Raw genomic sequence first — 23458 nt, forward strand, 5'->3', positions numbered from 1 at the left:
AGACGCTAACGTAGTAAATTGATATGACCGTTGCCTTGTTAATGTTGAGGATAAGTTTTATACCAGAAATTTGTTAAGGAGAGATTAACAATGTACAAAACATCTGATCTATATGATCTTGAACATACCTTAGCTAAGGACTACCTGAGCCAGTTCACCTACCCCTGGGAAGTTCTCAGCGGCATAAAGGATTTTATCATTGAACTCGGCAAGACCCTCGACCCCAACGAATATGAACAGCGTGAGGAAGGCGTGTGGGTACACAAGACTGCAAAGGTTTTCCCGACTGCGTATCTCGGTGCACCTTGCATAATCGGACCGAATACCGAAGTGCGTCACTGTGCGTTCATTCGTGGTTCTGCACTGGTGGGTGCTGACTGCGTTGTAGGCAACAGCGTTGAACTAAAAAACGTTATACTTTTTGACCACGTTCAGACTCCGCACTACAATTATGTTGGAGACAGCATTCTCGGTTATTTCAGCCACATGGGCGCTGGCTCTATCACATCGAACGTGAAGTCCGATAAAAAGAATGTCATTGTCCGAGATGGCAGCGAGAAGGTTGAGACCGGTATCAAGAAGTTTGGTGCGATGATAGGCGACTATGTCGAGGTTGGCTGTAATGCCGTCTGCAATCCGGGTACTGTCATCGGTAGGAACAGCAATGTTTATCCGACTTCTTGCGTACGTGGTGTTGTGCCTGCTGATTCGATTTGGAAGGATAATGGAGAGATCATACATAAGGAAGATAGATGCTAAGAGGTGTCTATGAACAAATATGACTACAAACAGAATGCATACTATATGCTTTATCTTATAAGATGTGTTTTGCATGATAAAATTCCCGAAAAACAGAAACTAGATAAGATAAATTTGTCTCAGCTTTACGAAGTTGCGCAAACTCATTCTTTAACTGCAATTACAGCGTATGCAATTGACTCTTCAAATATAATTGATGAACGATTTAAGGAAGCAAAAAGCAAGGCAATACGAAAATCAATATACTTTGAAATAGAGCGAGCAGCGGTTCTAGCTGAACTTGAGAAAAATGAGATATGGTATATGCCGCTGAAGGGGATCATCTTGAAAGACTACTACCCTAAAAGTAGTATGCGTGAAATGTGCGACAATGATATCTTGTTTGACAATTCACGAATTGAAGATGTCAAACAGATAATGAGTTCCCAGCGCTTTGAGATGAAGTACGATGATAACGGTCATGATTTGGCGTTTTATAAAGAGCCTGTCTGCAATTTTGAAATGCATACCGAGTTATTTGGCGATGGTCACGATCAGAGAATGAATGATTATTATTCTGCTGTAAGATCACGCTTGATAAAAGATTCGGATAACTCTTTTGGATATCATTTTTCAAATGAGGATTTTTATGTATTCATGATTGCACATGAGTATAAGCATTTTTATAATGCTGGAACGGGCTTGCGCTCACTACTTGATACCTATGTTTTTATAAAGGAATTCAATACATCATTAGATTGGAAATATATTAACGTTGAATTGAGCAAGCTCGGAATAAATGATTACGAACAAAAGAATCGAAATCTTGCCTTCAAATTATTTCATGGTGTTAAACTTAATAGTGAAGAAAAGGAATTTCTTGATTATTTCATTTTTTCTGAAACATATGGCAATAGCCAGAATAGAGTGAGAATACAGCTCAAAGCAAAATCTAATAATAGATTTAGATACATATTTGATAGAATAGCAATTCCAATGGATTCCATAAAAAGGTCATTTCCAACGTTTTACAAATATCCCATATTATTGCCAGTATTGCCTGTATACAGAGTATATCGTAGTTATAAGTCACATAAATCAGGTGTAATATCTGAACTAAGAGTTCTATTTAGGCTATAATCCTAAATCTCTTTTTCAGGGCTTTTACAATGAGAGCAGGAGGTAAATCACATGGCAATGCACCTATATCCCCACAATCTAATAGCATACACATCCGCAGTTCATATGCTTTCCGAGCGTGGCAAAGCCGCTGTGATTCACCCCACAGGAACAGGCAAATCTTTCATAGGTTTCAAGCTCTGCGAGGACAACCCCAATAAAACTATTTGCTGGCTCTCTCCGTCAAGATACATCTATCAAACACAGCTTGAAAACCTTGCTGAGACTTCCGATGGCTATCAGCCAGAGAATGTTAAGTTCTATACCTATGCAAAGCTGATGAATGTCAGTGAGGAAGAAATCGCTGAGATACAGCCCGACTACATAATACTTGACGAATTTCATAGGTGTGGCGCAGAGCTTTGGGGCGCAGGTGTTGATGCTGTTCTAAGAGCATATCCCGATGTTCCTGTGCTTGGTCTGTCTGCAACTGCTATCCGCTATCTCGATAATCAGCGTGATATGACCGATGAACTGTTTGACGGAAATGTTGCAAGTGAAATGACGCTTGGTGAAGCTATCGTGCGTGGTATCCTCAATCCTCCGAAGTACATTCTGTCCGTGTTTTCTATCCAAAAGGACTTGGATAAATACGAACAGCGAGTTCATAATGCCCGATACAAGAAAATGCGTGATGAAGCTGAGGTATACCTTGAAGCACTTCGCCGTGCTTTGGATCATGCCGAAAAGCTTGATGTGATGTTCGATAAGCACATGGAGGACAGAACGGGTAAGTATATCGTTTTTTGTGCCAACCGTGAACACATGGACGATATGATCGGCAAGGCGAAGGAATGGTTTGCAAAGGTCGATAAAAGACCTCACATCTACAAAGTATATGCAAGCAATCCTGAAACAAGCAAGGCATTTGCAGATTTTAAGTCAGACAGATCAGAACGTCTTAAACTGCTGTACTGCATTGATATGCTCAACGAGGGCGTTCATGTGGAGGATATTTCTGGCGTTATTCTGCTGCGCCCTACGGTCTCACCTATCATATATAAACAGCAGATCGGGCGGGCGCTTTCGGCAAGCAAGTCGAATATGCCCGTCATATTCGATATAGTCAATAACATTGAAAACCTGTACAGCATTGATACCGTCAAGGATGAAATGCAGACTGCGATACAGTATTTCTACAAACATGATGGTTCGGGAGTGGTTGTCAACGAAAACTTCGAGCTTATTGACAAGGTTGCCGATTGCAAGAGCCTGTTTGAAGCGTTGGAGGGTACACTTTCTGCTTCATGGGACATAATGTACGAAAAGGCTAAGGAGTATTATGAGCAGTACGGTGATCTTGAAATACCGAAGGATTATTACACCGAGGACGGTTACAGTCTCGGTATTTGGATAATTACCCAAAGGGGAAACTATCGCGGCACAACATTAAATTCCGTTCCGCTGACACAGGTTCAGATAGACAAGCTGACAGCTATCGGAATGCGCTGGCAGAGCATCAACGAGCTGTCATGGGAACGGTATTTTGAAGCTGCGGAGCAGTATTACAATACTCACGGCGATCTTCTTCCTACGGCCGCTTTTGTTGATGAAAACGGTATAGATCTAGGACGCTGGCTGCAAAATCAGCGGACAGCCCGAAAGAACGGCGTGACAAAATGGGGACTGACCGAGGAACGGATAGCGCGTCTTGACGGTATCGGAATGGTCTGGGACGTTTTTGATTATCAGTGGGAGGAGAATTTTTCAGCTGCTGTGCGTTATCACAGGCAGCACGGCGATCTTGAGGTGCCGCAGAAATATGTTGACAGCGAAGGCTTTTATCTTGGCAGATGGCTTTCAAAACTGCGTTTGAACCGCAAAAACGGTACAGAAACTTTGACCGAAGAACAGAAAGCAAGGCTCGATGCTCTCGGAATGTGCTGGGAGGACAGGTTCGAAAGGCGTTGGAACAATAATTTTCGTGAGCTTTGCAAATACTATGATGAACATAAAACGCTGACAGTTCCGGCGCAGTTCAGAACCGAAAGCGGTGCGAATCTATACGCTTGGATAAAAACTCAGCGTGTTAAATTCAGTGAGGGCAGGCTTTCTGATGAACAGTTTAAAAAGCTGAATAGCATAGGCTTCGATTTTACGATCACCGACATTTGGGAAGAAAATTTTGCTTTTGCAAAAAAGTATTTCGAGGAACACGGCGATCTTAATATTCCTGCCACGGATAACAAAGGCATCACAGTAAGAAAATGGCTTCTTCGGCAGAAAAAATATGCAGATGCTCCGGATTCAGCAAGGCTGTCGCATGAGCAGATCGAAAAGCTGCGTTCAATAGGTCTTTTTGATGAGCTTTCCCATACCGACAGGCTTTGGTTTTCACGTTACGGAATGGCTAAGGCTTTTTATGCGGAGAACGGTCATTTGAATGTCCCAAAGGATTGTATTATTGACGGTTTCAATCTCGGAACGTGGGTGCAAACTCAAAAGCAAAAGAACAAAAAAGGTGTGCTTTCACAGGACAAAATTGACCTGCTAAACAAACTGGGAATGAATTGGGAAAGCCTTGCCGAAATAGATAATTCTCGTCTGTACAAAACAGGTTTTGCTCATCTTGAAAAATATATCGCAGAAAATGGTTTGGGCAACGTAAGAGCGAATACTGTCTGCGAGGACGGCTATGCCCTCGGAAACTGGTTGACGAATTGCAGAAGCCGATATAAGGCGGGTGAGCTTGCGGAGCAGTATGTCAAACGTTTCCGACAGCTGCGATTTCCGCTTGATGATAATGACCGCTGGGAATATCGCTTTCAAGAGGTCAAGGCATATTTTGATGAACACGGCGGAATACAACTGCCCGAAAAGCTGATCGGTGATGACGGCACAGACCTTTCGCTGTGGCTTGCAAAACAGCGCAGAGCCTATCCAAAAGGCGATCTTTCCGATGAACAGATGCACAAAATGGACGAGATTGGCTATCCGTTCAAGCCCGAAGTTTCGCCAATAGCTGCCGCAAACCGCAAGAAGTGGCAGGAAAAGTATGATGTTGTAAAAGAATTCCTTGAACTACATAAAGGCGAGAAACTCGATCCCGAGGTGGAATACAAGGGCATAAAGATAATCGAATGGATACGTCAGCAACGGAACTTTATTCAGAACGGCGTTTTCGATGATGACAGAGTGGTGCTGTTCAATGCACTCGGCTGGCAGTCTGTACTTGATAACCTTGTTTCGCACTGGGATATCATGTATGAAGCAGCAGTCAAATTCTATTCCGAAAACGGATATGATGCCAAGATAGAAAAAGGGATCATAGTTGACGGTACTGAGCTTTTTAACTGGATCTACTCGGAAAAGAAGATAGTAAATGGTAATTCCAAGGTCAAGCGAACTCCCGAACAGCTCGAAAAGCTGAAAGCTATCGGCATCGAACCTCAGACCATCGACAGATTTGAAAAGCAATGGCTTGCACGATATGAAGAATTAAAAACGTTCATTGAGGAACACGGCTGCCTGCCGATGACGAGAAAAGAGAAAGGTGATGAGAACAGTACTGCTGTGTGGCTCAATTCACAAAAGAAAAAGTATCGGCAGGGACAGCTGTCGGAAGATCGAGCAGATAAATTGCGAAAATTAGGAATTGAATTGTAAAAAGGAGTGTGAGATCATGGCAATGCAATTATTTGAACATAACAAAACCGCATATGGAGCAGCAGTTCGTATGCTTTCCGAGCGTGGCAAAGCCGCCGTGATCCACCCCACCGGAACAGGCAAATCTTTCATCGGTTTCAAACTCTGCGAGGACAACCCCGACAAAACTATCTGCTGGCTGTCACCTTCAAGATACATATATCAGACGCAGCTTGAAAACCTTGCAGAGACATCGGACGGCTATCAGCCCGAAAATGTCAAGTTCTATACATACGCAAAGTTGATGAATGTATCAGCAGAAGAAATTGCCGATATACAGCCAGATTACATAATTCTCGATGAATTTCATAGATGTGGTGCGGAACTCTGGGGTGCGGGCGTTGATGCCGTTCTGAGAGCATATCCCGATGTGCCTGTGCTTGGTTTGTCCGCAACGGCTATTCGCTATCTCGATAATCAGCGCGATATGACGGATGAGTTGTTTGACGGAAACGTAGCAAGTGAAATGACTTTGGGCGAGGCTATTGTGCGCGGTATACTTGCACCACCGAAGTATATTCTCTCTATATTCTCATATCAACAGGATTTGGAGAAATACGAAAAGCGTGTACGCACTGCAAAAAGCAAAGCAACCCGTGATGAAGCAGAAAAGATACTTGAAGCCTTGCGCCGTGCTTTGGATAAGGCAGTGAACCTCGATACGCTTTTCGACAAGCACATGAGCGACAGAAACGGGAAGTACATTGTGTTCTGTGCAAATCTTGAACATATGCAGGATATGATGGAAAAGGCGAAAGCGTGGTTTAAAAAGGTCGATAAGAAACCGCATATCTATTCGGTGTATTCCGATGACCCGACGGCAAGCAAATCCTTTGCCGATTTCAAAGCTGATAATGATGAAAAGCATTTGAAGCTTTTATACTGCATTGATGCCTTGAACGAGGGCGTTCATGTCCCCGATGTTTCGGGGGTTATTTTGTTACGCCCGACTATTTCCCCTATAATCTATAAGCAGCAGATAGGTCGTGCGTTGTCTGCTTCAAAGTCTCGTAATCCCGTCATTTTCGATATTGTCAACAACATTGAGAACTTGTACAGCATTGACGCTATCGAAGAAGAAATGAAAGTAGCGATACAGTATTACCGTTCGCATGGCGGCGAGGGCTTTGTTGTCAATGAGACTTTTGAGCTTATTGACAAGGTTGCCGACTGTAAATCTCTTTTTGATGAATTGGAAGGTACCCTTTCAGCGTCGTGGGATATAATGTTCGATCAGGCGAAAAAGTATTATGATGAGAACGGAAATATTGATGTGCCAAAACGATATTTTACGCCCGAGGGATATTCTCTTGGTGTATGGATACTGACACAGCGCAGAGTTTACAATGGTAATATCAACGGCGTTTTAACACAAGTACAGATCGATAAGCTGAATTCTCTTGGTATGCGCTGGGAATCTGCCCAAGATGTTGCTTGGGAAAAATACTTTGCAACGGCTGAAATGTACTACAAGAAACATGGTGATCTCGTGCCGCCAGCTAAGTTTGTTGATGAAAATAATGTTGATCTAGGACGATGGCTTGCTCAGATAAGAGTATACAAGAAAAGTGGAATTAGAAACAGCTACATGACTGATGAGCGCGTGACGGCACTTGAAAAGATCGGCATGGTATGGGACGTTCTGGATTATATTTGGGAGGAATATTACGCATCTGCCGTAACGTATCATCGTAAGCATGGTGATCTCAATGTGCCGGTAAAATATGTGGATGACAATGGTATCAAGCTTGGACAATGGCTGAACAATCTTCGCTCTTCAAGAAACGGTACAAACAGAAGCTACCGTGAAATGACCGATGAGCAAATTGCAAGGCTCGATGCACTCGGCATGATTTGGGAAAACAAATATGACCGTCAATGGAACGAGGCTTTTAGGGCTCTTTGTGAATACTATAAAAACACTAATTCATTTGATGTCTCTGTGTCATATAAAACAGACAGCGGAATACCTTTGGGTAAGTGGGTACGCCGTCAGAGGGATTTTTATGAACAGAGACGACTTTCCGATGAGCGTATCAAAAAGCTCTGTGATATTGGATTTACTCTTGAAAAGACAGACCCGTGGGAAGAAAAATATCAGCTTGCAAAAGCCTATTTTGAGGAACACGGTGATCTGAATATGTCGGCTCAATATGTAGTCAACGGGGTTTGGCTGCATAAATGGCTGAACGAGCAAAAGCTGATAGCAGAGGGTAAGCGTAAGAAAAAGCATACTCCCGAACAGCTAGATAAGCTCGAAGCAATCGGACTAAAATATGGCGTTCGTCAGAATAATGAAAAATGGAACGAAAAATATGAGCTTGCAAAGGCGTATTTTGAAGAGCATGGTGATTTAGATATATCCTACAGCTATACTGTTGATGATTATGCACTTGGAAAATGGCTTTCAAATCAGAAAACATATCATAATAATAGTAAGCTTTCAGCTGAACAGGAAGAAATGTTAAACGCTATTGGCATACAGTGGAAAAGCAAACGTGATACAAAAATCGCTGAATCATTCAGAGGTGGTTTTGAACACCTTGAAGCGTTTATTGCAGAAAAAGGGCTTGATGCGTTGACAAATAATACTGTCTGCGAGGATGGTTATAATCTGGGAAGTTGGATAAATAATTGCAAAGTTAAATACCGAAACGACAAGTTACCTAAAAAGCATATTCAGCATTTCGAAAAGCTTGGAATTACTCTTGATAAAACCGACATATGGGAGGAACGTTATCAAGAGGTCAAGAAGTATTTTGAAAAACATAATACTCAATATATTCCAAAAGGCACAGTGAGCGAAAGCGGATACGATATGTATTCGTGGATAAGCGATCAACGACGGTTTTATAAAGCCGGGAAACTTACCTTGGAACAAAAGAAAAAACTTGATGATATTGGTTATCCATTTTTAAAACCGAAAAAGAAACGTTCAGATGTTGATTAACGGTTGATTATCAGCCGGAAAACAACTTGGAACAAAAAAGAACAATAACAACCTCAAAAACTACACAAATAATTACGGAGGTAAACATGGCAAAAGAAAAAGAAATGCAAAAGCAGCGAAAGGACAAGGTTATCCGTGCAAGGGTGACTGAGGAAGAACATGAAGCCTTCATGGAACTTGCTAAGAAAAACGGGTACGATTCGGCAAGTTCGTTTATCCGTTCGCTGATAATCGAACATACAAACGATAAGGAAAAGTCTGAATCATAAAATTGTGACTTTGATATGTGCTGTGTATTCGTTCTTTAGGCGAATTGAATTATTGCGTTCCTTACTGCGAATTACCGTTTTCCTCGTTGCGGATTGGTGTTTCCCTGGATATGAAATAATCACCTATTGACAAGTTCGTCGCAAGATTATATAATAAATACATACGATGTAATGACATTATACGTATATATATATTATATTGTTAGGGGCTAAACTTATGGCCGAACAGGTTATGATTCAGGTCAGAATGGACAGCGTACTGAAAGATCAGGCTCTTGAAGTCTTTGACAAGATGGGCATTGATATGTCTACAGCGGTCAGAATGTTTTTCAAGGCAACTGTACGTCAGCAGGAACTTCCGTTCAGCACCAATGTGGCAGAAACTAAAGCTCCCTCTCTCGGTGAGCAGCTGGGCGACTTCTATAAAAACATGGTCATGTATGAGGCATCTATAGCCGATGACGAAAATGTCGTGACTGTATTTCCACTCGAATTCGGCGAAATACCTGTGAAGATGTTTGTTCAGCTTGTCACGAAAGTTCCTGCCGGTAAGGTTGCAAGGTGGGAAGATATATTTGAATATCTTGGAATGCTCTACGGTATGAAGGTGTATGAAAAGCCTCATCGAGCTATGCCCTATATGGATTCCGACGGCAACGATATACCGTATTGGCGGATAGTTTCTGTGAACGGTGTGCTCTGCGACTCTAGAGTTCGCAGTCGTGAATCGCAGAAAGAAAAACTTGAAAGAGAAGGTATCCCGATAGTACAGCGTGGCAGTATCCGGAACTCCTACCGTGTCGATAATTTAAAAACTCATCTGTTTGACTTTAAATCTCTAAAAGCAATAAAATCTGAATAAAAGCTACTCCCGTACAACACTGATTGTACGGGAGTAATTTTATGGGCATAACCTACTATTTATATAGGATAGATATAGTATTTGAACTTCAATCACAAATTTCACGTCCATAACCTTCAGCTTAAGGTAACCGCCAACTGTCACCGCTCCTCCAAATTGTCATCCAAAAGTGAACGTATCCTGTCAAGGACAGATACCGTATTTTGTCCATGAAAAAGCATCGAAAGTAACCGCCAACCAATCCCCCGATCCGACACAGCCCACCCAATATGATATAATTACTCTGAAGGCAAATCGAAACCTGAAAGGAGTAAGATATTATGGGAAGAATACGCGAGATAAAAAAGCAGGTGCGTCACAAGGAATGGGCGGCAATGGTACAGGAATGTCAGACCAGTGGAAGGAATGTCGAAGAATGGTGCCTATGGTAATAGGCAGTTATGAATTAAACTCAAGAACCGCTTGACATTTGTGAATAATTATGGTATAATATCCCAAAACGGTATGATAAGTGAATTTTTAATTAAATTTAGAACAAATCGTCGGATTTGCTGAAGTGTGTAAAATTCCACAGGTTTTGTCATGTTTTCATTTTATTTATATTTGAATACTAGCGTGTCTCAATTGGATAATTTCTTCTGGGGTACGTTTTTTTGCTGTAAAAATCAATTTTAAATTAAAACTGAAACATAATTTCAATAAGGGAGCATTAGCTTTCATCAAGCATAGAATCAGTTACATCATCAATCGTAAGCGCCAACCAAACCCAGACCTTAATGAGAAAAGCCGAGGCTTCAAAAAAAGAAACCTTGGTGTATATGCCGACTCTCCAGCGCCACCTGTACGGACTTTCAGAGCCAATTTGCCGTTGTTTGAGAAATAGTTTTATTATTTTTTCTTTGAATAGGTATTTGCAATTGTGATTATGAATTTTGGGGTTGGTTACAATGTGGTAAATGAATTGCTGTATAGCATAGTTGGACTTTGAATAAATCTATTGATGAATAGGAGGTTTTTTTATGAAAAACTATAAGCGTATTATTACGTTTTTTATGGCTATATCTATTATAGGCATGAATGCAGTGACTGTTTATGGTGATGAAAGTAATAGTCTTGCAATCACGGAAAATGTATCCGATGGATCATTATCTATCGAAAAACAACCTTCAAATGTAACAAAGCCAAACGGTGAGAATGCAACTTTTATAGTCGTAGCTAAGGGCGATGGATTGAAGTATCAGTGGTACTACAACAATCCTAACACTACTAATGGATTTGTCAAATCAAGCAACACTACAGATACTTATAGCATTAAAGCTAATATTAATAGCCATGACAAAGGTTTTCAAGTATACTGTGTAGTTTCTGATTCATTTGGTAACAGCGTTGATTCTGATATAGCGACACTTACAGTCGGAACACCTTTGTCCATTGTAAGTCAACCACAAAATGAAACAAAACAAAATGGAGATACCGCAATATTCAAGGTCGTTGCTAAAGGTGAAAATCTTAAATATCAATGGTATTATAACAATCCCAACACTACTAATGGATTTGCCAAATCAAGCAACACTACAGATACTTATAGCATTAAGGCTAATATTAATAGCCATAACAAAGGTTTTCAAGTATACTGTGTGGTTTCTGATTCATTTGGTAACAGCGTTGATTCTAATATAGCGACACTTACAGTCGGAACACCTTTGTCCATTGTAAGTCAACCACAAAATGAAACAAAACAAAATGGAGATACCGCAATATTCAAGGTCGTTGCTAAAGGTGAAGGTCTTAAATATCAATGGTATTATAACAATCCCAACACTACTAATGGATTTGTCAAATCAAGCAACACTACAGATACTTATAGCATTAAAGCTAATATTAATAGCCATAACAAAGGTTTTCAAGTATACTGTGTAGTTTCTGATTCATTTGGTAACAGCGTTGATTCTGATATAGCGACACTTACAGTTGGAACTCCTTTGTCCATTGTAAGTCAACTACAAAATGAAACAAAACAAAATGGAGATACCGCAATATTTAAGGTCGTTGCTAAAGGTAAAGGCCTTAAATATCAATGGTATTATAACAATCCTAACACTACTAATGGATTCGTCAAATCTAGCAACACTACAGATACTTATAGCATTAAGGCTAATATTAATAGCCATGATAAAGGTTTTCGAGTATATTGTGTAGTTTCTGATTCATCTGGAAATTCTGTACAATCAAATATTGCAACACTTACAGTGGCTTCTCCAATCAAACTCTCAAGTCTCGACTCTCAAACCATCACCTTCTCCGAAGATGCAACCTTCACAGTTACCGCCACCGGTACTGGTGATCTGACCTATACATGGGAAAGCAGTACTGACGGTGAGAATTGGACAACAGTACTAGATGCTAATACAGCAACACTGACTGTGGCTGGAAGTGAAGCAATTGATGGAACTCAGTATCGCTGTATAGTTTCAGATAACTACGATCAAAGCAAGACAAGTAATGCAGCGACACTCACTGTGTATAATTACCACACAATCACCTACAACGCGGGCAACGGCACATTCTCCAATGGTAGCTCTACCTACACCGAAACCGTCGATCCCGGCTATTACTACATTGGCACAGGTGAAGATCCTTACTTGGAAGGTCATGTTTTCCTCGGATGGACTTACAACGGAAAATACAAAAACCGCATTCTTGTTTCATCCGATGTAACTCTTACTGCGGAATGGGAAAAGGCTTGTCAGGTCATTTATAACGCTAACGGCGGTCAGTTCTCCGATGGCAACTCTACCCACACTTTAGATGTTGATGTCGGAACATACCGGGTCGATCACGAAGAACCTACTCGTGAAGGTTATTTGTTTGCAGGCTGGAAATACAAAAACAGCTTCGTTCGCAAGCTTAATTTTTCAGGTGAGACAACTCCCGAATTTATAGCTGAGTGGGAGGAAGCAATAGCTGTAACATATGATGCAAACGGCGGACAGTGGAAGTTTGACGAAGATCCATTCACGACAATGACCATCTATGAACCCTACGGATTATACTTCCCCGGTTGTTATGAACCTGAAAGAGAGGGTTATGTATTTGACGGCTGGATGCTTGATGACAATTATGTCGATAAAATTGATCTCACAGAACCCGTTACATTCAAAGCTTGCTGGAAAGAACCCATTACAGTGACCTACGATCCCAACGGAGGTTCATGGGACGGCGACAGCACCCCCAGAGAATATGACGAACGTAAGGGAGATTATTGGGTATCTTGTGGCTGGCCTGATAAGGATGGCTATTATTTTATCGGCTGGAGCACCGATCCTGAAGCAGTCAGTGCCGAAACCGATTTCGGCTATACACTGACAGGCGATACTAAATTCTACGCTGTGTGGGGACACGATATCACCGTTTACTATGATGCTAACGGCGGTTTCCTGTGGGATCGTACCGCAACCGATACAAGAGATGTACGTTACGGTGATTTTAATATCGAAGGCTGGTGTCCCTACTACGACGGTCCATATGAGTTCAAGGGCTGGTCAACCACGAAGGATGGCACAGTTCAGTATCAACCTAACGATCATGTTGAATTTATACAGAATACCACACTCTATGCTGTATGGGAAAAGCTTCCGACTATAGCCTACGATGCAAACGGCGGTGCTTGGTTTAATGACAGAACTCAGCAGCATGACCTTACCATCAAGATGGACTGGGATCAACCGGGCTTCTATTACTATGTAAGAAAGGATGAGCCCCAACGTCCCGGATACAGATTCAACGGCTGGGTAGACGAAAATGGTAAGAACGCAAACGAAAGAGAGCTCCTGCTTGAGAAGGGTAAAGATTACACCTTCAAAGCAAGCTGGGTGAAGATCGTAAAGGTAAAATATAACGCTAACGGCGGTCAATTTAATGATTGGGACATGAACGAGGAAAGCGGTGAGAACGCGGCGATTCACTACCGCTACGGAGATTCCGGAGAATACTATCTTGACGGTTGGCGACCCGAAAGAGAAGGCTATGAATTCTGCGGCTGGGCTCTTACTCTAGACGGTGAACCGGTATCCGATCCTTACATACTGCCTGATAATATCGACGAGATTGAATTCTATGCAGTTTGGGCTCCCATACCTATTGTGACCTACGATGCAAATGGCGGCGGATGGGGCTGGAACGGCGAATTTTATGATCATATGACAGAAGAGTATGAAGCACATCTCGGCGATTATGGCGTAGGTAACTGGTGGCCTGAAAGAGAAGGCTATAATTTCCTTGGCTGGAGCAATGACAAGAATGCTTCGACCGCAGAGTCCGACTGGAAAATTACCTTGACAGGAAGCACTACATTTTATGCTATATGGGAGAAGCTCCCGACTATAGCCTATGATGCAAACGGCGGCGCTTGGTTTAATGACAGAACTCAGCAGCATGACCTTACCATCAAGATGGACTGGGATCAACCGGGCTTCTATTACTATGTAAGAAAAGACGAGCCCCAGCGTCCCGGATACAGATTCAACGGTTGGGTAGATGAAAATGGTAAGTACGCAAACGAAAGAGAACTCCAGTTGGAGAAGGGTAAAGATTACGTCTTCAAAGCAAGCTGGGTGAAGATCGTAAAGGTAAAATATAACGCTAACGGTGGTCAATTTAATGATTGGGACATGAACGAGGAAAGCGGTGAGAGCGCAGCAATTCACTATCGCTACGGAGATTCCGGAGAATACTATCTTGATGGCTGGCGACCCGAAAGAGAAGGCTATGAATTCAGCGGCTGGTCACTTACTCAAGACGGTGAACCGGCACCCGATCCTTACATGCTGCCTGATAATATCGACGAGATCGAATTCTATGCAGTTTGGAACCCCATACCTATCGTGACTTACGATGCAAATGGCGGTGGATGGGGCTGGAATGGCGAGTCCTATGATCATATGACAGAAGAGTATGAAGCACATCTCGGCGATTATGGCGTAGGTAACTGGTGGCCTGAAAGAGAAGGCTATAATTTCCTTGGCTGGAGCACTGACAAGAATGCTTCGACTGCTGAGCACGACTGGGGAACTACTCTGACAGGAAGCACTACATTTTATGCTATATGGGAAAAGCTTGTCGCAGTTACTTTCGATGCAGGACAAGGGCATTTCTACGATGGTTATAACACAAGGATCGTGTATTTTGAACCCGGACGACGTATATCCTTAAATTGGGAGGACACACCTGATATGGATGGCGGTTATTTTGAGGGCTGGTTACTTGACGGTGAGCTGGTAAACTATGTACGTCTTACCGAGGATATGACCGTAGAGGCAGACTGGGTATATACACGTAATGTTACTTTTTTCGCAGACGACGGATATTTCTATAACGGACAGCATTTCTGGACAGATATCTATGACGAAAATTCGTATGTATACCTAAGAGATATCCCCGAACCTACAAAGGCGGGCTATGTATTTGACGGCTGGATGGTAGACGGAGAATTCGTGACAGGATCGAAATTCACTGTTACTGAAGACACCGAGTTCACAGCGGCTTGGGTCGAGGCTGAGAACACCTTTACCGTGACCTATGATGCAGGCGAGGGTTTCTTTGAAAACGGCGAGAATATGCTTGAAATCCAGGCTGAGGGTAATTACTATGTAGACGGAGTTCCAAAACCTTCAAGAGACGGTTACGTTTTCGTTGGATGGACAATAGATTATGATGAAGGCACATACAGTATGTTTGATGTGAACTATGACGTTACTTTCAACGCTGTATGGGCTGAACCCGCAACAATATCTTATGATTTCAACGGCGGAGAAATAGGTATGTACGAAAACGGTGAATACGTTTGCTATGCTACAGACGCTTCTCATATTGTTGCAGTGGACTATTACTATACCATAGGTGTAATGGGACCTCTTCACAAGGACGGATATACTTTTGTTTGCTGGAACACAGAGTCTGACGGAACAGGAAGAAGCTACGGCAACTTTACCGATGAAATAATTGTTTCCGAAGATATGAATCTTTACGCGATCTGGGTAAATGACTCGGAAGAAACTGTCGAAGACGGCAGTGAACAAGAATGGTTTTAAATTTATAGCATTAGATAAAGAACAGGATAAACCTAATACCTATATTAATGTTGGATTACGAAAAACGAATATAGACTAAATTAACAGGAGGTGCTGCGATTGCAACACCTCCTTTTTATTGAAAGTAATTTTCTAGTATAATGATAGCAGAAAAATATACGAGATGCTTACATGTACTATATATAATTTTTTATTCTCTAATAAAGCTATAAAACCATATATAATTTTTATTTACCGACAAAAACTTATATAATAAATACAAAGCATAGAAGGAGGACGAAAACATGCTCATCAATAAAGAATACATAAAAGCATCATTATCTATCCTAAACAAATATAACGAAACGAGGGAGCAATAATATGCCTGATAACAGAAAATACGCAATTTACAGCCGCAAATCCAAATTTACCGGCAAAGGTGAGAGCATTGAAAACCAGATTGAGATATGCAGGCGGGCGTTGAAAAGCAAATATGATGTAGTTGATGAGGACATTGTGGAGTTTGAGGATGAGGGCTTTTCGGGTGGCAACACTAAGCGTCCAAAATTTCAGGAGATGATGGAGCGCTACCGCAATGGTGAGTTTCAGTTGGTTATTTGCTACCGTCTTGACAGGATAAGCCGCAACACATCGGACTTTGTGAACACCTATGAGGAGCTGAAAGAACACAGCGTTTGTTTTCGTTCGGTCAGCGACAACATTGATGATACCTCGCCTATGGGCAGGGCTATGATGATGATAAGCTCGGTTTTTGCACAGTTGGAGCGTGACATTATTGCAGAGAGAATAACCGACAATATGCATGAGCTTGCCAAGTCGGGACGGTGGTTGGGCGGCAATCCTCCAACGGGTTACAGGAGTGCCGAGACTGTGGGCAGTATGACGGTTGATGGCAAGATACATAAGGCGAGAATGCTGGAGAAAAATCCCGAAGAGGCAGAACTTGTCAGGCTGGTGTTCACTAAGTTTGTTGAACTGCGTTCTATTACTAAGGTGGAGACCTATCTGCTCAATAATGATTTCAAGTCGAAAAAGGGCAACACGCTTTCGAGGTTTGCCATTAAGACCATTCTGCAAAACCCTGTGTATGCCATTGCTGACGAGGATACATGGGTATATTTGAACGAAAAAGATATGCAGTTGTACGGTTCACGCGATGACTTTGACGGCATTCACGGTATTATGGCGTACAACAAGACCATACAGAAAAAGGGAAGGTCAATGAAGCAGAAAGCTCCAAGCGAGTGGATAGTGGCCGTTGGCAAGCACGAGGGCATTATCGAGGGCAAGCGCTGGGTAGAGGTACAGCATCTGCTTGAAAAGAACAGGGACAAGGCATACCGAAAGCCCAAGAGCAATACTGCACTTCTGTCGGGACTGCTGTTTTGTGCGTGCTGTGGAAGCTTTATGCGCCCAAAGCTTTCATCAAGGGTCAACAAGCAGGGCGAGAAGGTATATGATTACCTTTGCGAGCTCAAAGAAAGAAGTCACGGTCTCAAGTGTGATAATAAGCGCATTAACGGCAACGAGCTTGACCGTCAGATATGCGATGAGATAAAGCACCTGGGCGAGGACGATTCGGGGCTGATGAAGCTGCTAAGAAATTCACAGAAGAGTTTGAATGAGACATTCGCTGATTCGCAGGCAGAAATCGACAGGCTGACTGAAAAGAAAAAGCAGTATGAAGCCGAGCGCACAAATCTTGTTAAGGCTTTGACTTTTGCAGGCGAAACTATGGCTGCTGAGGACATCATCTCGCAAATAAACGATCTGCACACTAAGACTTCCGAGCTTGAAAGGCAGATATCCGAGCACCGCAGGCTTATGGAAAACAGCGACATCACCGACGAGCAGTATCACAGCCTTGCGGATATGCTGTCGTCATTCGCTAAAACTATTGACACATTAGATGTTATGAAAAAGCGTGATGTTATACGCTGCTTGGTGCGTCGTGTTGAGTGGGACGGCGAGAATATCCACCTGTATCTTATGGGTGAAGAAAGCGGGGGGGGGACTGATGTGCTGCATTCAGAGCCGAAGTGCGAGTGTAGTAAATGGAAAATGGAATTGATTTAGAAAACGACTTGGTGGCGTTTCTGAAAGATATAGTCAAAAATGATCATGATTATATTTCTGAAGTTATAGCAGAGTCTCACAGTATTTTTTCTCTGAATGGGAACAGGAATGGAGACGAGGAGGATTATACATATCTTGAAGATGATTACAACTGAATCAAAAGTATAAAACAATGAAAGGAAATGAAAATTATGTCTGAAAACAAGAGCAACACAGAGAAGGTCAAGAACAAGGAAAGAGCTTCCGGCGTGTGGAGCGTAACAAACAAGGAGATCTCATTCACAAGAGAATGGCGCGGCCATAGGTTTACTGACAAGGAAGTAAAAGATCTTCTTGACGGTAAGGATATAACTATCAATGGCATCGTTTCTCAGAAAGACAAGTCCAAGTATGGAGTTACCGGCCATCTGGCAAATCTGGAATATAACGGAGTCAAATTTATAGGCTTCGATATGACCGGATTTGCCGGAAATAACAATGGAGAAAAAAAGGAAAAGGTATCCGGTGTATGGGCTGTTACAGGAGAAGAGATAACCTTTACGAGGGTTTGGAACGGTCATAGGTTCACCGATGAAGAGGTATCAAGCCTCTTAAACGGAGATACTATAGAAATCGAAAACCTTGTATCCAAAAACAACACGATTTATTCTGCAAAGGGAAAACTGACGGAACAGGAATACAACGGACATCCTTTTGTGGGCTTTGAAAAAGAGGAAATAGTTCCTGATTCATGGAGCGGACACACTTTCACCGATGAGGAAAAGATGATACTTGAAGCCGGCGGAGAGGTTGAAATTACTGACGCGGTTTCAAACAGAACAGGAAATAGTTTTTCCTGTACGGTGACATACGGTGAAAAAGAAGATGGCAAAAAGGGAATAATCGTTGATTTTGCTTAGAATACTGACTTTGTTTTACAGCCCTGCTTTTTGGCAGGGCTGTTATTATTTTTGTTGTAACCGAAAACCCCCGGCTATGCCGGGGGTTCTAAAAAGCTTTAGCTATGAGTAGAAAAATAAAACCTCCTGTGATAAACTAAGAATAGGTCTGGCAACCGAAACTTAGAATAACAAGGAGGTATCGTCAATGACAAGAGACGATATAAATAGTTTAGCACATTCCAAGTGGAATTGCAAGTACCATGTAGTATTTGCCCCGAAATATCGAAGAATGGTGATTTATAATAAAATCAAAGTGGATATCGGAAAGATACTAAGAAAGTTGTGTGATCAAAAAGGAGTTAAAATAATCGAAGCAGAGGCGTGTCCTGATCATATACATATGCTGTTGTCTATTCCACCCAAATACAGTGTAGCAGAGATAATGGGATATTTGAAAGGCAAGAGTAGTTTGATGATATTTGACAGACACGCAAATCTGAAATATAAGTATGGCAACAGGCACTTCTGGTGCAGAGGATACTATGTTGATACAGTAGGAAAGAACAAGAAAAAGATAGCAGAGTACATCAGGAATCAGTTGCAGGAAGATATAGTGTGCGACCAGATCAGCCTGTTTGAGACAGTAGACCCATTTACAGGAGAAAAATACAAGAAAAAGTAGAAAACGAACACAAAATACCCCTTGAGGGGTTGCACGGGAATGAAATGCGGTTGACAGACCTTTCCCGACCCCTTAAGGGGTAGTGTCAGTATCATGCCCTTATAGGGCTAGTGCAAACCACCCGTTTAACGGGTGGTTTTGATTGATCCCTTTTTTCTATTATAATACATTTAGGATTTAGTGTTGATAATTGGAGTCATACTAGATCATTTTTTTTACTTTATATCACATTTATTATCGAAGCAATTACGAAGGAGGACTCATTATGGGTTGGACAGGAACACATGCTAATTTTTACAAGAAAAAAGGATATCGCACAGTTGTTGACGTAAAGGCTGAATGTGACGACCTTTTTGCACATGATCACGGACGATTCAAGGTATTGAAATCAACAGTACTTGGCAGAGTATATTATGCAGCTGTGGCCATATGCAAGAAATGGCCTGAAGGCAGCAGCTATAAGCCTGAGGAGCTTGTCGAGATCCCTGAAAATGAAAGAAGAGTAGTCGGTTTTGTTATCTTAACGTCAGTAGACAACAATGAATGGTTCAATTTCAATTTTAAGGAGATGGAAGAAACCTGTGGCCCATGTGAGGATCATTGTCCGATGGGAATAATTAAGCTGCTCACTCCTACAGCCAGTGAATATGCTAATGAATGGAGAGAAAGATGAAGAAAATACGCAGAAAGTAAAAAAACAGCCAATAACCCCTCAAAATTGCCGATAGGAACAAGGATTCGCTTTAAGGCTCCTGATGGTGAATATGTAATACTGGAAAAGCGGTCTCCTGCTTATCAGTTCAAGACCCCTTGGTGGTATGACGCCAGAAGCCATTCTTATTGTAGCAAAAAAAGATTACCTAAGGAATTTGAAATTTTAGTATAAAAAACGGAGGAAATTAAAAATGTATAAGATCAAACTGATTTTCACAAACGGATTCGCTGAATATTACGGTAAATTCGACGACTATAATGAAGCTTGCAATAATGCATATAACCTCTTTGCAGAAAATTTGTATAGAGGAGTATACGATTTTAAAGTGATTTAGTTTTGTTGAGCCTCGCTTTTGCGGGGCTATTTTAATGATAACCTCCAACAGCACAAGAAAGTCCTTCCCCTTGCCTTTTGTAGTTTTAGATTTTGCTTTTATTCTGTTATTTTTTTATCTAAGCAGTACAAGTTTATCATGGGGGAATCTCGTAAATGGGTTTAGCTTATTCGCTACGATTCTCTAAGCAAAATTTGATATTGAAATACATCATAGTTTTATAAAATTCAATTCTCATCTTGTCACAAGATAAATCTAAATGGACAGGATCCATCATTTCTTCAATAGGATATTTTGTTATTGAATTTCTATAAATTGTATTATCTTCTGCTATTTCAAACTCATAATACATGCCGTCAATAAAATAAAACTTGCATTTACCATACGGTTTATTTGTAAACCATTCTGGAACAAGAATATTATCATTTACATAAGTTCCGGAACCAGTGTTACTAAATGAATTATATTCTATTTTTTTGAGAGCAATAACATTGTAAAATGCATCAAACTCTATTTTATATCCAGTTTTTGCGATTTCAATGATTTGATAACGATAGTATGTTCTGTAATTTGTCATATGTATAACTTCTCCCAGCCCAAGTTCCATGCACTCCTTATCTTCTTCATAATAATAATCATTTATAAATTTATCTACTTCAGCTTTATCATCCGCTGCAGTAGACAACATATCATTTGAAAATAATACGTTGTCTTTTTTATCATCGGGTTTATTATCATTATAAACTATCTCGATTGCCTTTATGTCGGTCATTGAATACATAAAAGCTCCTTCGTTGATAAGCGCAGCGAGATGCCCAGATACTGCATGGAACAATTTTTCCAAATTGTCTGTATCTTTGAGATTATACTTTTCTACAAAGTTTTTAAATTTAAGTTTTGACTTAAATTCGTCCATACTCATTTCAAACGTCTCAATCAAAACGGATGTCAATCTATCTACGCCTTCTTCATCGATTAGATATCCCATAAAAAAATCAGAAGGATTGTTTTTTCCATCGCCTTTAGGCGTTGCATAATTTTTCACTGTATTATAATTCATTGTATTAAGTGGATGATCTTTTCCAGATAATAAATGATAGCATACGAAATCAATAATCTCGCCTTTATTTAGTTTGATTGGTGTATATTCTTTTGATTTGAAAAAAGATATGTTACGAATTTCATCATCATAATAACTCGTTGTGTATTTTTCGAATACGATCGATTCATCATATGCTAAAACACCTGACAGAATATAATATAAATCATACAAAACAACTTTTACATTATCTCTATTGCATCCATCTATTTTATGCATTTAATCACATCCTTAAAAATAACGATTGTATACCGGAGTAGGCCTGAGTAGTTTTGAGTAGTCGAAATTTCATTGTCAAAAAAAAGAATATCTGCTATGATACTGGTACAGAAACAATATATCGTCTTTCAGAATCATAAATCAAAATCATTATATCACAATCACATTTGATTTTCAAGTTGTAATAGGATGTTAAGCAATTTACAATATATTAACATGAAATGAGGAGCATGGTAAAATGAAAGAATTGACAGCACTGATATATAGTATTCGCCGATTTTATATAAAGGCGTTGCTTATTGACAGTAAAGAATTCTATTTTGAAGCTGATGGATTGGATGAGAAACAAAGAAGATATATAGCAGATAAACTTAATATGCAGTATTGGTTCAAGAATAACAAAACAATCTTTTCTACCACTATAGTTCCTGCTAATGTTCATATTCTTGATCAGAAGCTTGACAGCTATCTTTCAAGATTTATTATTGAGTTATGCATAGAAAACTGCCTTACTCGTCTTGAAAACTGCATAAACCAAAAAGTTAGGCCGCCAAATTGGGTAATTGCAGGAACCAAGTGTCTAAATATGGATAAGTCAAGCAAAGCGTATAAGATGCTTGAAATTGTTCTCAAGACATACCCGGAACTGAATGATGTTGATGGATATAAAGATTTTATTAATCGATTGTAGTTTTTTATACTGGAAAATAAAATTAGTTAAAACTAAATAAGAAAGACAGAGGAGGATTGAAATGATGGTATTTATTATAATAATTATTATCATTATTATAGTGTCAAGTGTGATAATGGAGAATGTAAGAGAAAGAGAGGATTTAAAAAGACTTGAAACTGAATTTTACAAAAACAAGGCATTAGCTCAGAAAAAAAAAGATCAAGACTGTGCTAATGGAAAACATATTTGTGATGGATCTGGAAATTGTAAAAATTGTGGAGCGTTTATTCCAGAAGATAATAAACATTTCTGTAAATGCTGGTGGCGTGGTGAAGTTCCATATTATGGACATCAGATTTGTGACGACTGCTGCAATCTGAGATTTTTGAAACGCTGAAGAGCAGTTTAAAATTATATGATGACAATATATTCAAAGTATTGGAGGTATTTTATTATGAGTACATACGACGGTACATTTCAGGGAAAGATAGCAAAAATAGTTGAACGTAACGATGGAAGTGGAAAGTGCGATATATACTATGGAGGACCTACCGGTGATGGTCCTGGTCACGGACATATTGTGGTTGATGGTTCGGACGCAGTACACTACTGGCGCGATTCAAACACATCACATTCTAACTATCTTCTCAATGATGCCAAGAAGAATCATACCAAAATCTAAGCAACTCTCAATTATTAAAAATAGGGCGATTAACTCATCGCCCTATTTCTGTTATCTCGTTTCATATTCAGACTCAGGATAATCCTTAGCCTTTTCCATTATCATTTTCGTCAAAGCCTTTTGATGAAAATAATAAATGGAATGCGATGTATTACAAAATAAAGAGCTTGAATGTGCATTTAACATAACTGAAGCTAACGGCAAGCCGGTAATAGCTTTTGAGGGAGAATCACATGGCGGTTATAAAAAAGACTATATAGAACAGATATTATTTGATCTTAACATTTATTGTGTTTGCTGAATTCTTCATATGATTTTTCTTAAGGTTCGCTCTGCGAACCTTTTTTTATTACAGCTGTTTTTCT

General features: G+C 40.5%; 17 protein-coding genes. 16 read left to right on the top strand and 1 reads right to left on the bottom strand.

Features of this window, described 5'->3' with window-relative positions; all coding sequences use genetic code 11:
- Positions 1-90 precede the first annotated feature (90 nt).
- The 12 genes from RUMAL_RS18395 (at position 91) to RUMAL_RS18445 (ending at position 20044) form a co-directional block, all read left to right on the top strand.
- Positions 91-759, top strand: a complete 669-nt coding sequence (locus tag RUMAL_RS18395) for an acyltransferase (protein WP_013483603.1) — start codon at positions 91-93, stop codon at positions 757-759.
- A 9-nt stretch (positions 760-768) separates the two neighbouring features.
- Positions 769-1878 (top strand): nucleotidyltransferase domain-containing protein, encoded by a 1110-nt coding sequence (locus RUMAL_RS18400; RefSeq protein ID WP_013483604.1) that lies wholly within the window; start codon positions 769-771, stop codon positions 1876-1878.
- Between the two features lie 51 nt (positions 1879-1929).
- Entirely contained in the window at positions 1930-5523 is a 3594-nt protein-coding gene (locus tag RUMAL_RS21050; RefSeq protein ID WP_013483605.1) for a Helicase associated domain protein, read from the top strand.
- 16 nt (positions 5524-5539) lie between these two features.
- Positions 5540-8512 carry a Helicase associated domain protein gene (locus RUMAL_RS18410; RefSeq protein WP_013483606.1) on the top strand — a complete coding sequence of 991 codons (2973 nt, stop codon included), beginning with the start codon at positions 5540-5542 and terminating at the stop codon, positions 8510-8512.
- A gap of 86 nt (positions 8513-8598) precedes the next feature.
- Complete coding sequence (locus tag RUMAL_RS18415; RefSeq protein WP_013483607.1) at positions 8599-8781, top strand: hypothetical protein; 183 nt, start codon at positions 8599-8601, stop codon at positions 8779-8781.
- A gap of 217 nt (positions 8782-8998) precedes the next feature.
- Positions 8999-9643: a type II toxin-antitoxin system RelB/DinJ family antitoxin gene (locus RUMAL_RS18420; RefSeq protein ID WP_013483608.1), complete on the top strand. Its 645-nt coding sequence runs from the start codon at positions 8999-9001 to the stop codon at positions 9641-9643.
- A gap of 1019 nt (positions 9644-10662) precedes the next feature.
- Positions 10663-15732 carry an InlB B-repeat-containing protein gene (locus RUMAL_RS18425; protein ID WP_013483610.1) on the top strand — a complete coding sequence of 1690 codons (5070 nt, stop codon included), beginning with the start codon at positions 10663-10665 and terminating at the stop codon, positions 15730-15732.
- Between the two features lie 360 nt (positions 15733-16092).
- On the top strand, positions 16093-17808 hold the full coding sequence (locus RUMAL_RS18430; RefSeq protein WP_013483611.1) for a recombinase family protein: 1716 nt from the start codon (positions 16093-16095) through the stop codon (positions 17806-17808).
- On the top strand, positions 17787-17963 hold the full coding sequence (locus tag RUMAL_RS22000; RefSeq protein ID WP_013483612.1) for a hypothetical protein: 177 nt from the start codon (positions 17787-17789) through the stop codon (positions 17961-17963). Before RUMAL_RS18430 ends, RUMAL_RS22000 begins: the two co-directional genes overlap by 22 nt.
- 36 nt (positions 17964-17999) lie before the next feature.
- Positions 18000-18707, top strand: a complete 708-nt coding sequence (locus tag RUMAL_RS18435) for a DUF3945 domain-containing protein (protein ID WP_028504484.1) — start codon at positions 18000-18002, stop codon at positions 18705-18707.
- A gap of 187 nt (positions 18708-18894) precedes the next feature.
- Complete coding sequence (gene tnpA, locus RUMAL_RS18440; protein ID WP_013483574.1) at positions 18895-19371, top strand: IS200/IS605 family transposase; 477 nt, start codon at positions 18895-18897, stop codon at positions 19369-19371.
- A gap of 265 nt (positions 19372-19636) precedes the next feature.
- Positions 19637-20044, top strand: a complete 408-nt coding sequence (locus RUMAL_RS18445) for a hypothetical protein (RefSeq protein WP_013483613.1) — start codon at positions 19637-19639, stop codon at positions 20042-20044.
- Positions 20045-20586: 542 nt separating this feature from the next.
- Here RUMAL_RS18445 and RUMAL_RS18450 read toward each other — a convergent pair.
- Positions 20587-21738, bottom strand: a complete 1152-nt coding sequence (locus RUMAL_RS18450) for a hypothetical protein (RefSeq protein ID WP_013483615.1) — start codon at positions 21736-21738, stop codon at positions 20587-20589.
- 238 nt (positions 21739-21976) lie between these two features.
- Here RUMAL_RS18450 and RUMAL_RS18455 point away from each other — a divergent pair, with 238 nt between their 5' ends.
- The 4 genes from RUMAL_RS18455 to RUMAL_RS22005 all read left to right on the top strand — a co-directional run bounded on the left by RUMAL_RS18455 (position 21977) and on the right by RUMAL_RS22005 (position 23394).
- The gene (locus RUMAL_RS18455; RefSeq protein WP_013483616.1) at positions 21977-22429 is read left to right on the top strand and encodes a hypothetical protein; all 453 of its coding nucleotides are present in this window, start codon (positions 21977-21979) and stop codon (positions 22427-22429) included.
- A gap of 61 nt (positions 22430-22490) precedes the next feature.
- Complete coding sequence (locus tag RUMAL_RS18460) at positions 22491-22808, top strand: hypothetical protein (RefSeq protein ID WP_013483617.1); 318 nt, start codon at positions 22491-22493, stop codon at positions 22806-22808.
- Between the two features lie 57 nt (positions 22809-22865).
- Entirely contained in the window at positions 22866-23093 is a 228-nt protein-coding gene (locus RUMAL_RS18465; protein WP_013483618.1) for a hypothetical protein, read from the top strand.
- A gap of 136 nt (positions 23094-23229) precedes the next feature.
- On the top strand, positions 23230-23394 hold the full coding sequence (locus RUMAL_RS22005; RefSeq protein WP_154662929.1) for a hypothetical protein: 165 nt from the start codon (positions 23230-23232) through the stop codon (positions 23392-23394).
- Positions 23395-23458: the final 64 nt, after the last annotated feature.

The sequence above is a fragment of the Ruminococcus albus 7 = DSM 20455 genome (assembly GCF_000179635.2).
GTDB lineage: Bacteria > Bacillota > Clostridia > Oscillospirales > Ruminococcaceae > Hominimerdicola > Hominimerdicola alba.

Coding starts and splice junctions, on each gene's coding strand:
- RUMAL_RS22000 (WP_013483612.1), top strand. CDS start 17,787: ATGGAAAATGGAATTGATTTAGAAAACGACTTGGTGGCGTTTCTGAAA.
- RUMAL_RS18425 (WP_013483610.1), top strand. CDS start 10,663: ATGAAAAACTATAAGCGTATTATTACGTTTTTTATGGCTATATCTATT.
- RUMAL_RS18450 (WP_013483615.1), bottom strand. CDS start 21,738: ATGCATAAAATAGATGGATGCAATAGAGATAATGTAAAAGTTGTTTTG.
- RUMAL_RS18400 (WP_013483604.1), top strand. CDS start 769: ATGAACAAATATGACTACAAACAGAATGCATACTATATGCTTTATCTT.
- RUMAL_RS22005 (WP_154662929.1), top strand. CDS start 23,230: ATGGAATGCGATGTATTACAAAATAAAGAGCTTGAATGTGCATTTAAC.
- RUMAL_RS18430 (WP_013483611.1), top strand. CDS start 16,093: ATGCCTGATAACAGAAAATACGCAATTTACAGCCGCAAATCCAAATTT.
- RUMAL_RS21050 (WP_013483605.1), top strand. CDS start 1,930: ATGGCAATGCACCTATATCCCCACAATCTAATAGCATACACATCCGCA.
- RUMAL_RS18410 (WP_013483606.1), top strand. CDS start 5,540: ATGGCAATGCAATTATTTGAACATAACAAAACCGCATATGGAGCAGCA.
- RUMAL_RS18455 (WP_013483616.1), top strand. CDS start 21,977: ATGAAAGAATTGACAGCACTGATATATAGTATTCGCCGATTTTATATA.
- RUMAL_RS18420 (WP_013483608.1), top strand. CDS start 8,999: ATGGCCGAACAGGTTATGATTCAGGTCAGAATGGACAGCGTACTGAAA.
- RUMAL_RS18435 (WP_028504484.1), top strand. CDS start 18,000: ATGTCTGAAAACAAGAGCAACACAGAGAAGGTCAAGAACAAGGAAAGA.
- RUMAL_RS18395 (WP_013483603.1), top strand. CDS start 91: ATGTACAAAACATCTGATCTATATGATCTTGAACATACCTTAGCTAAG.
- RUMAL_RS18460 (WP_013483617.1), top strand. CDS start 22,491: ATGATGGTATTTATTATAATAATTATTATCATTATTATAGTGTCAAGT.
- RUMAL_RS18445 (WP_013483613.1), top strand. CDS start 19,637: ATGGGTTGGACAGGAACACATGCTAATTTTTACAAGAAAAAAGGATAT.
- tnpA (WP_013483574.1), top strand. CDS start 18,895: ATGACAAGAGACGATATAAATAGTTTAGCACATTCCAAGTGGAATTGC.
- RUMAL_RS18465 (WP_013483618.1), top strand. CDS start 22,866: ATGAGTACATACGACGGTACATTTCAGGGAAAGATAGCAAAAATAGTT.
- RUMAL_RS18415 (WP_013483607.1), top strand. CDS start 8,599: ATGGCAAAAGAAAAAGAAATGCAAAAGCAGCGAAAGGACAAGGTTATC.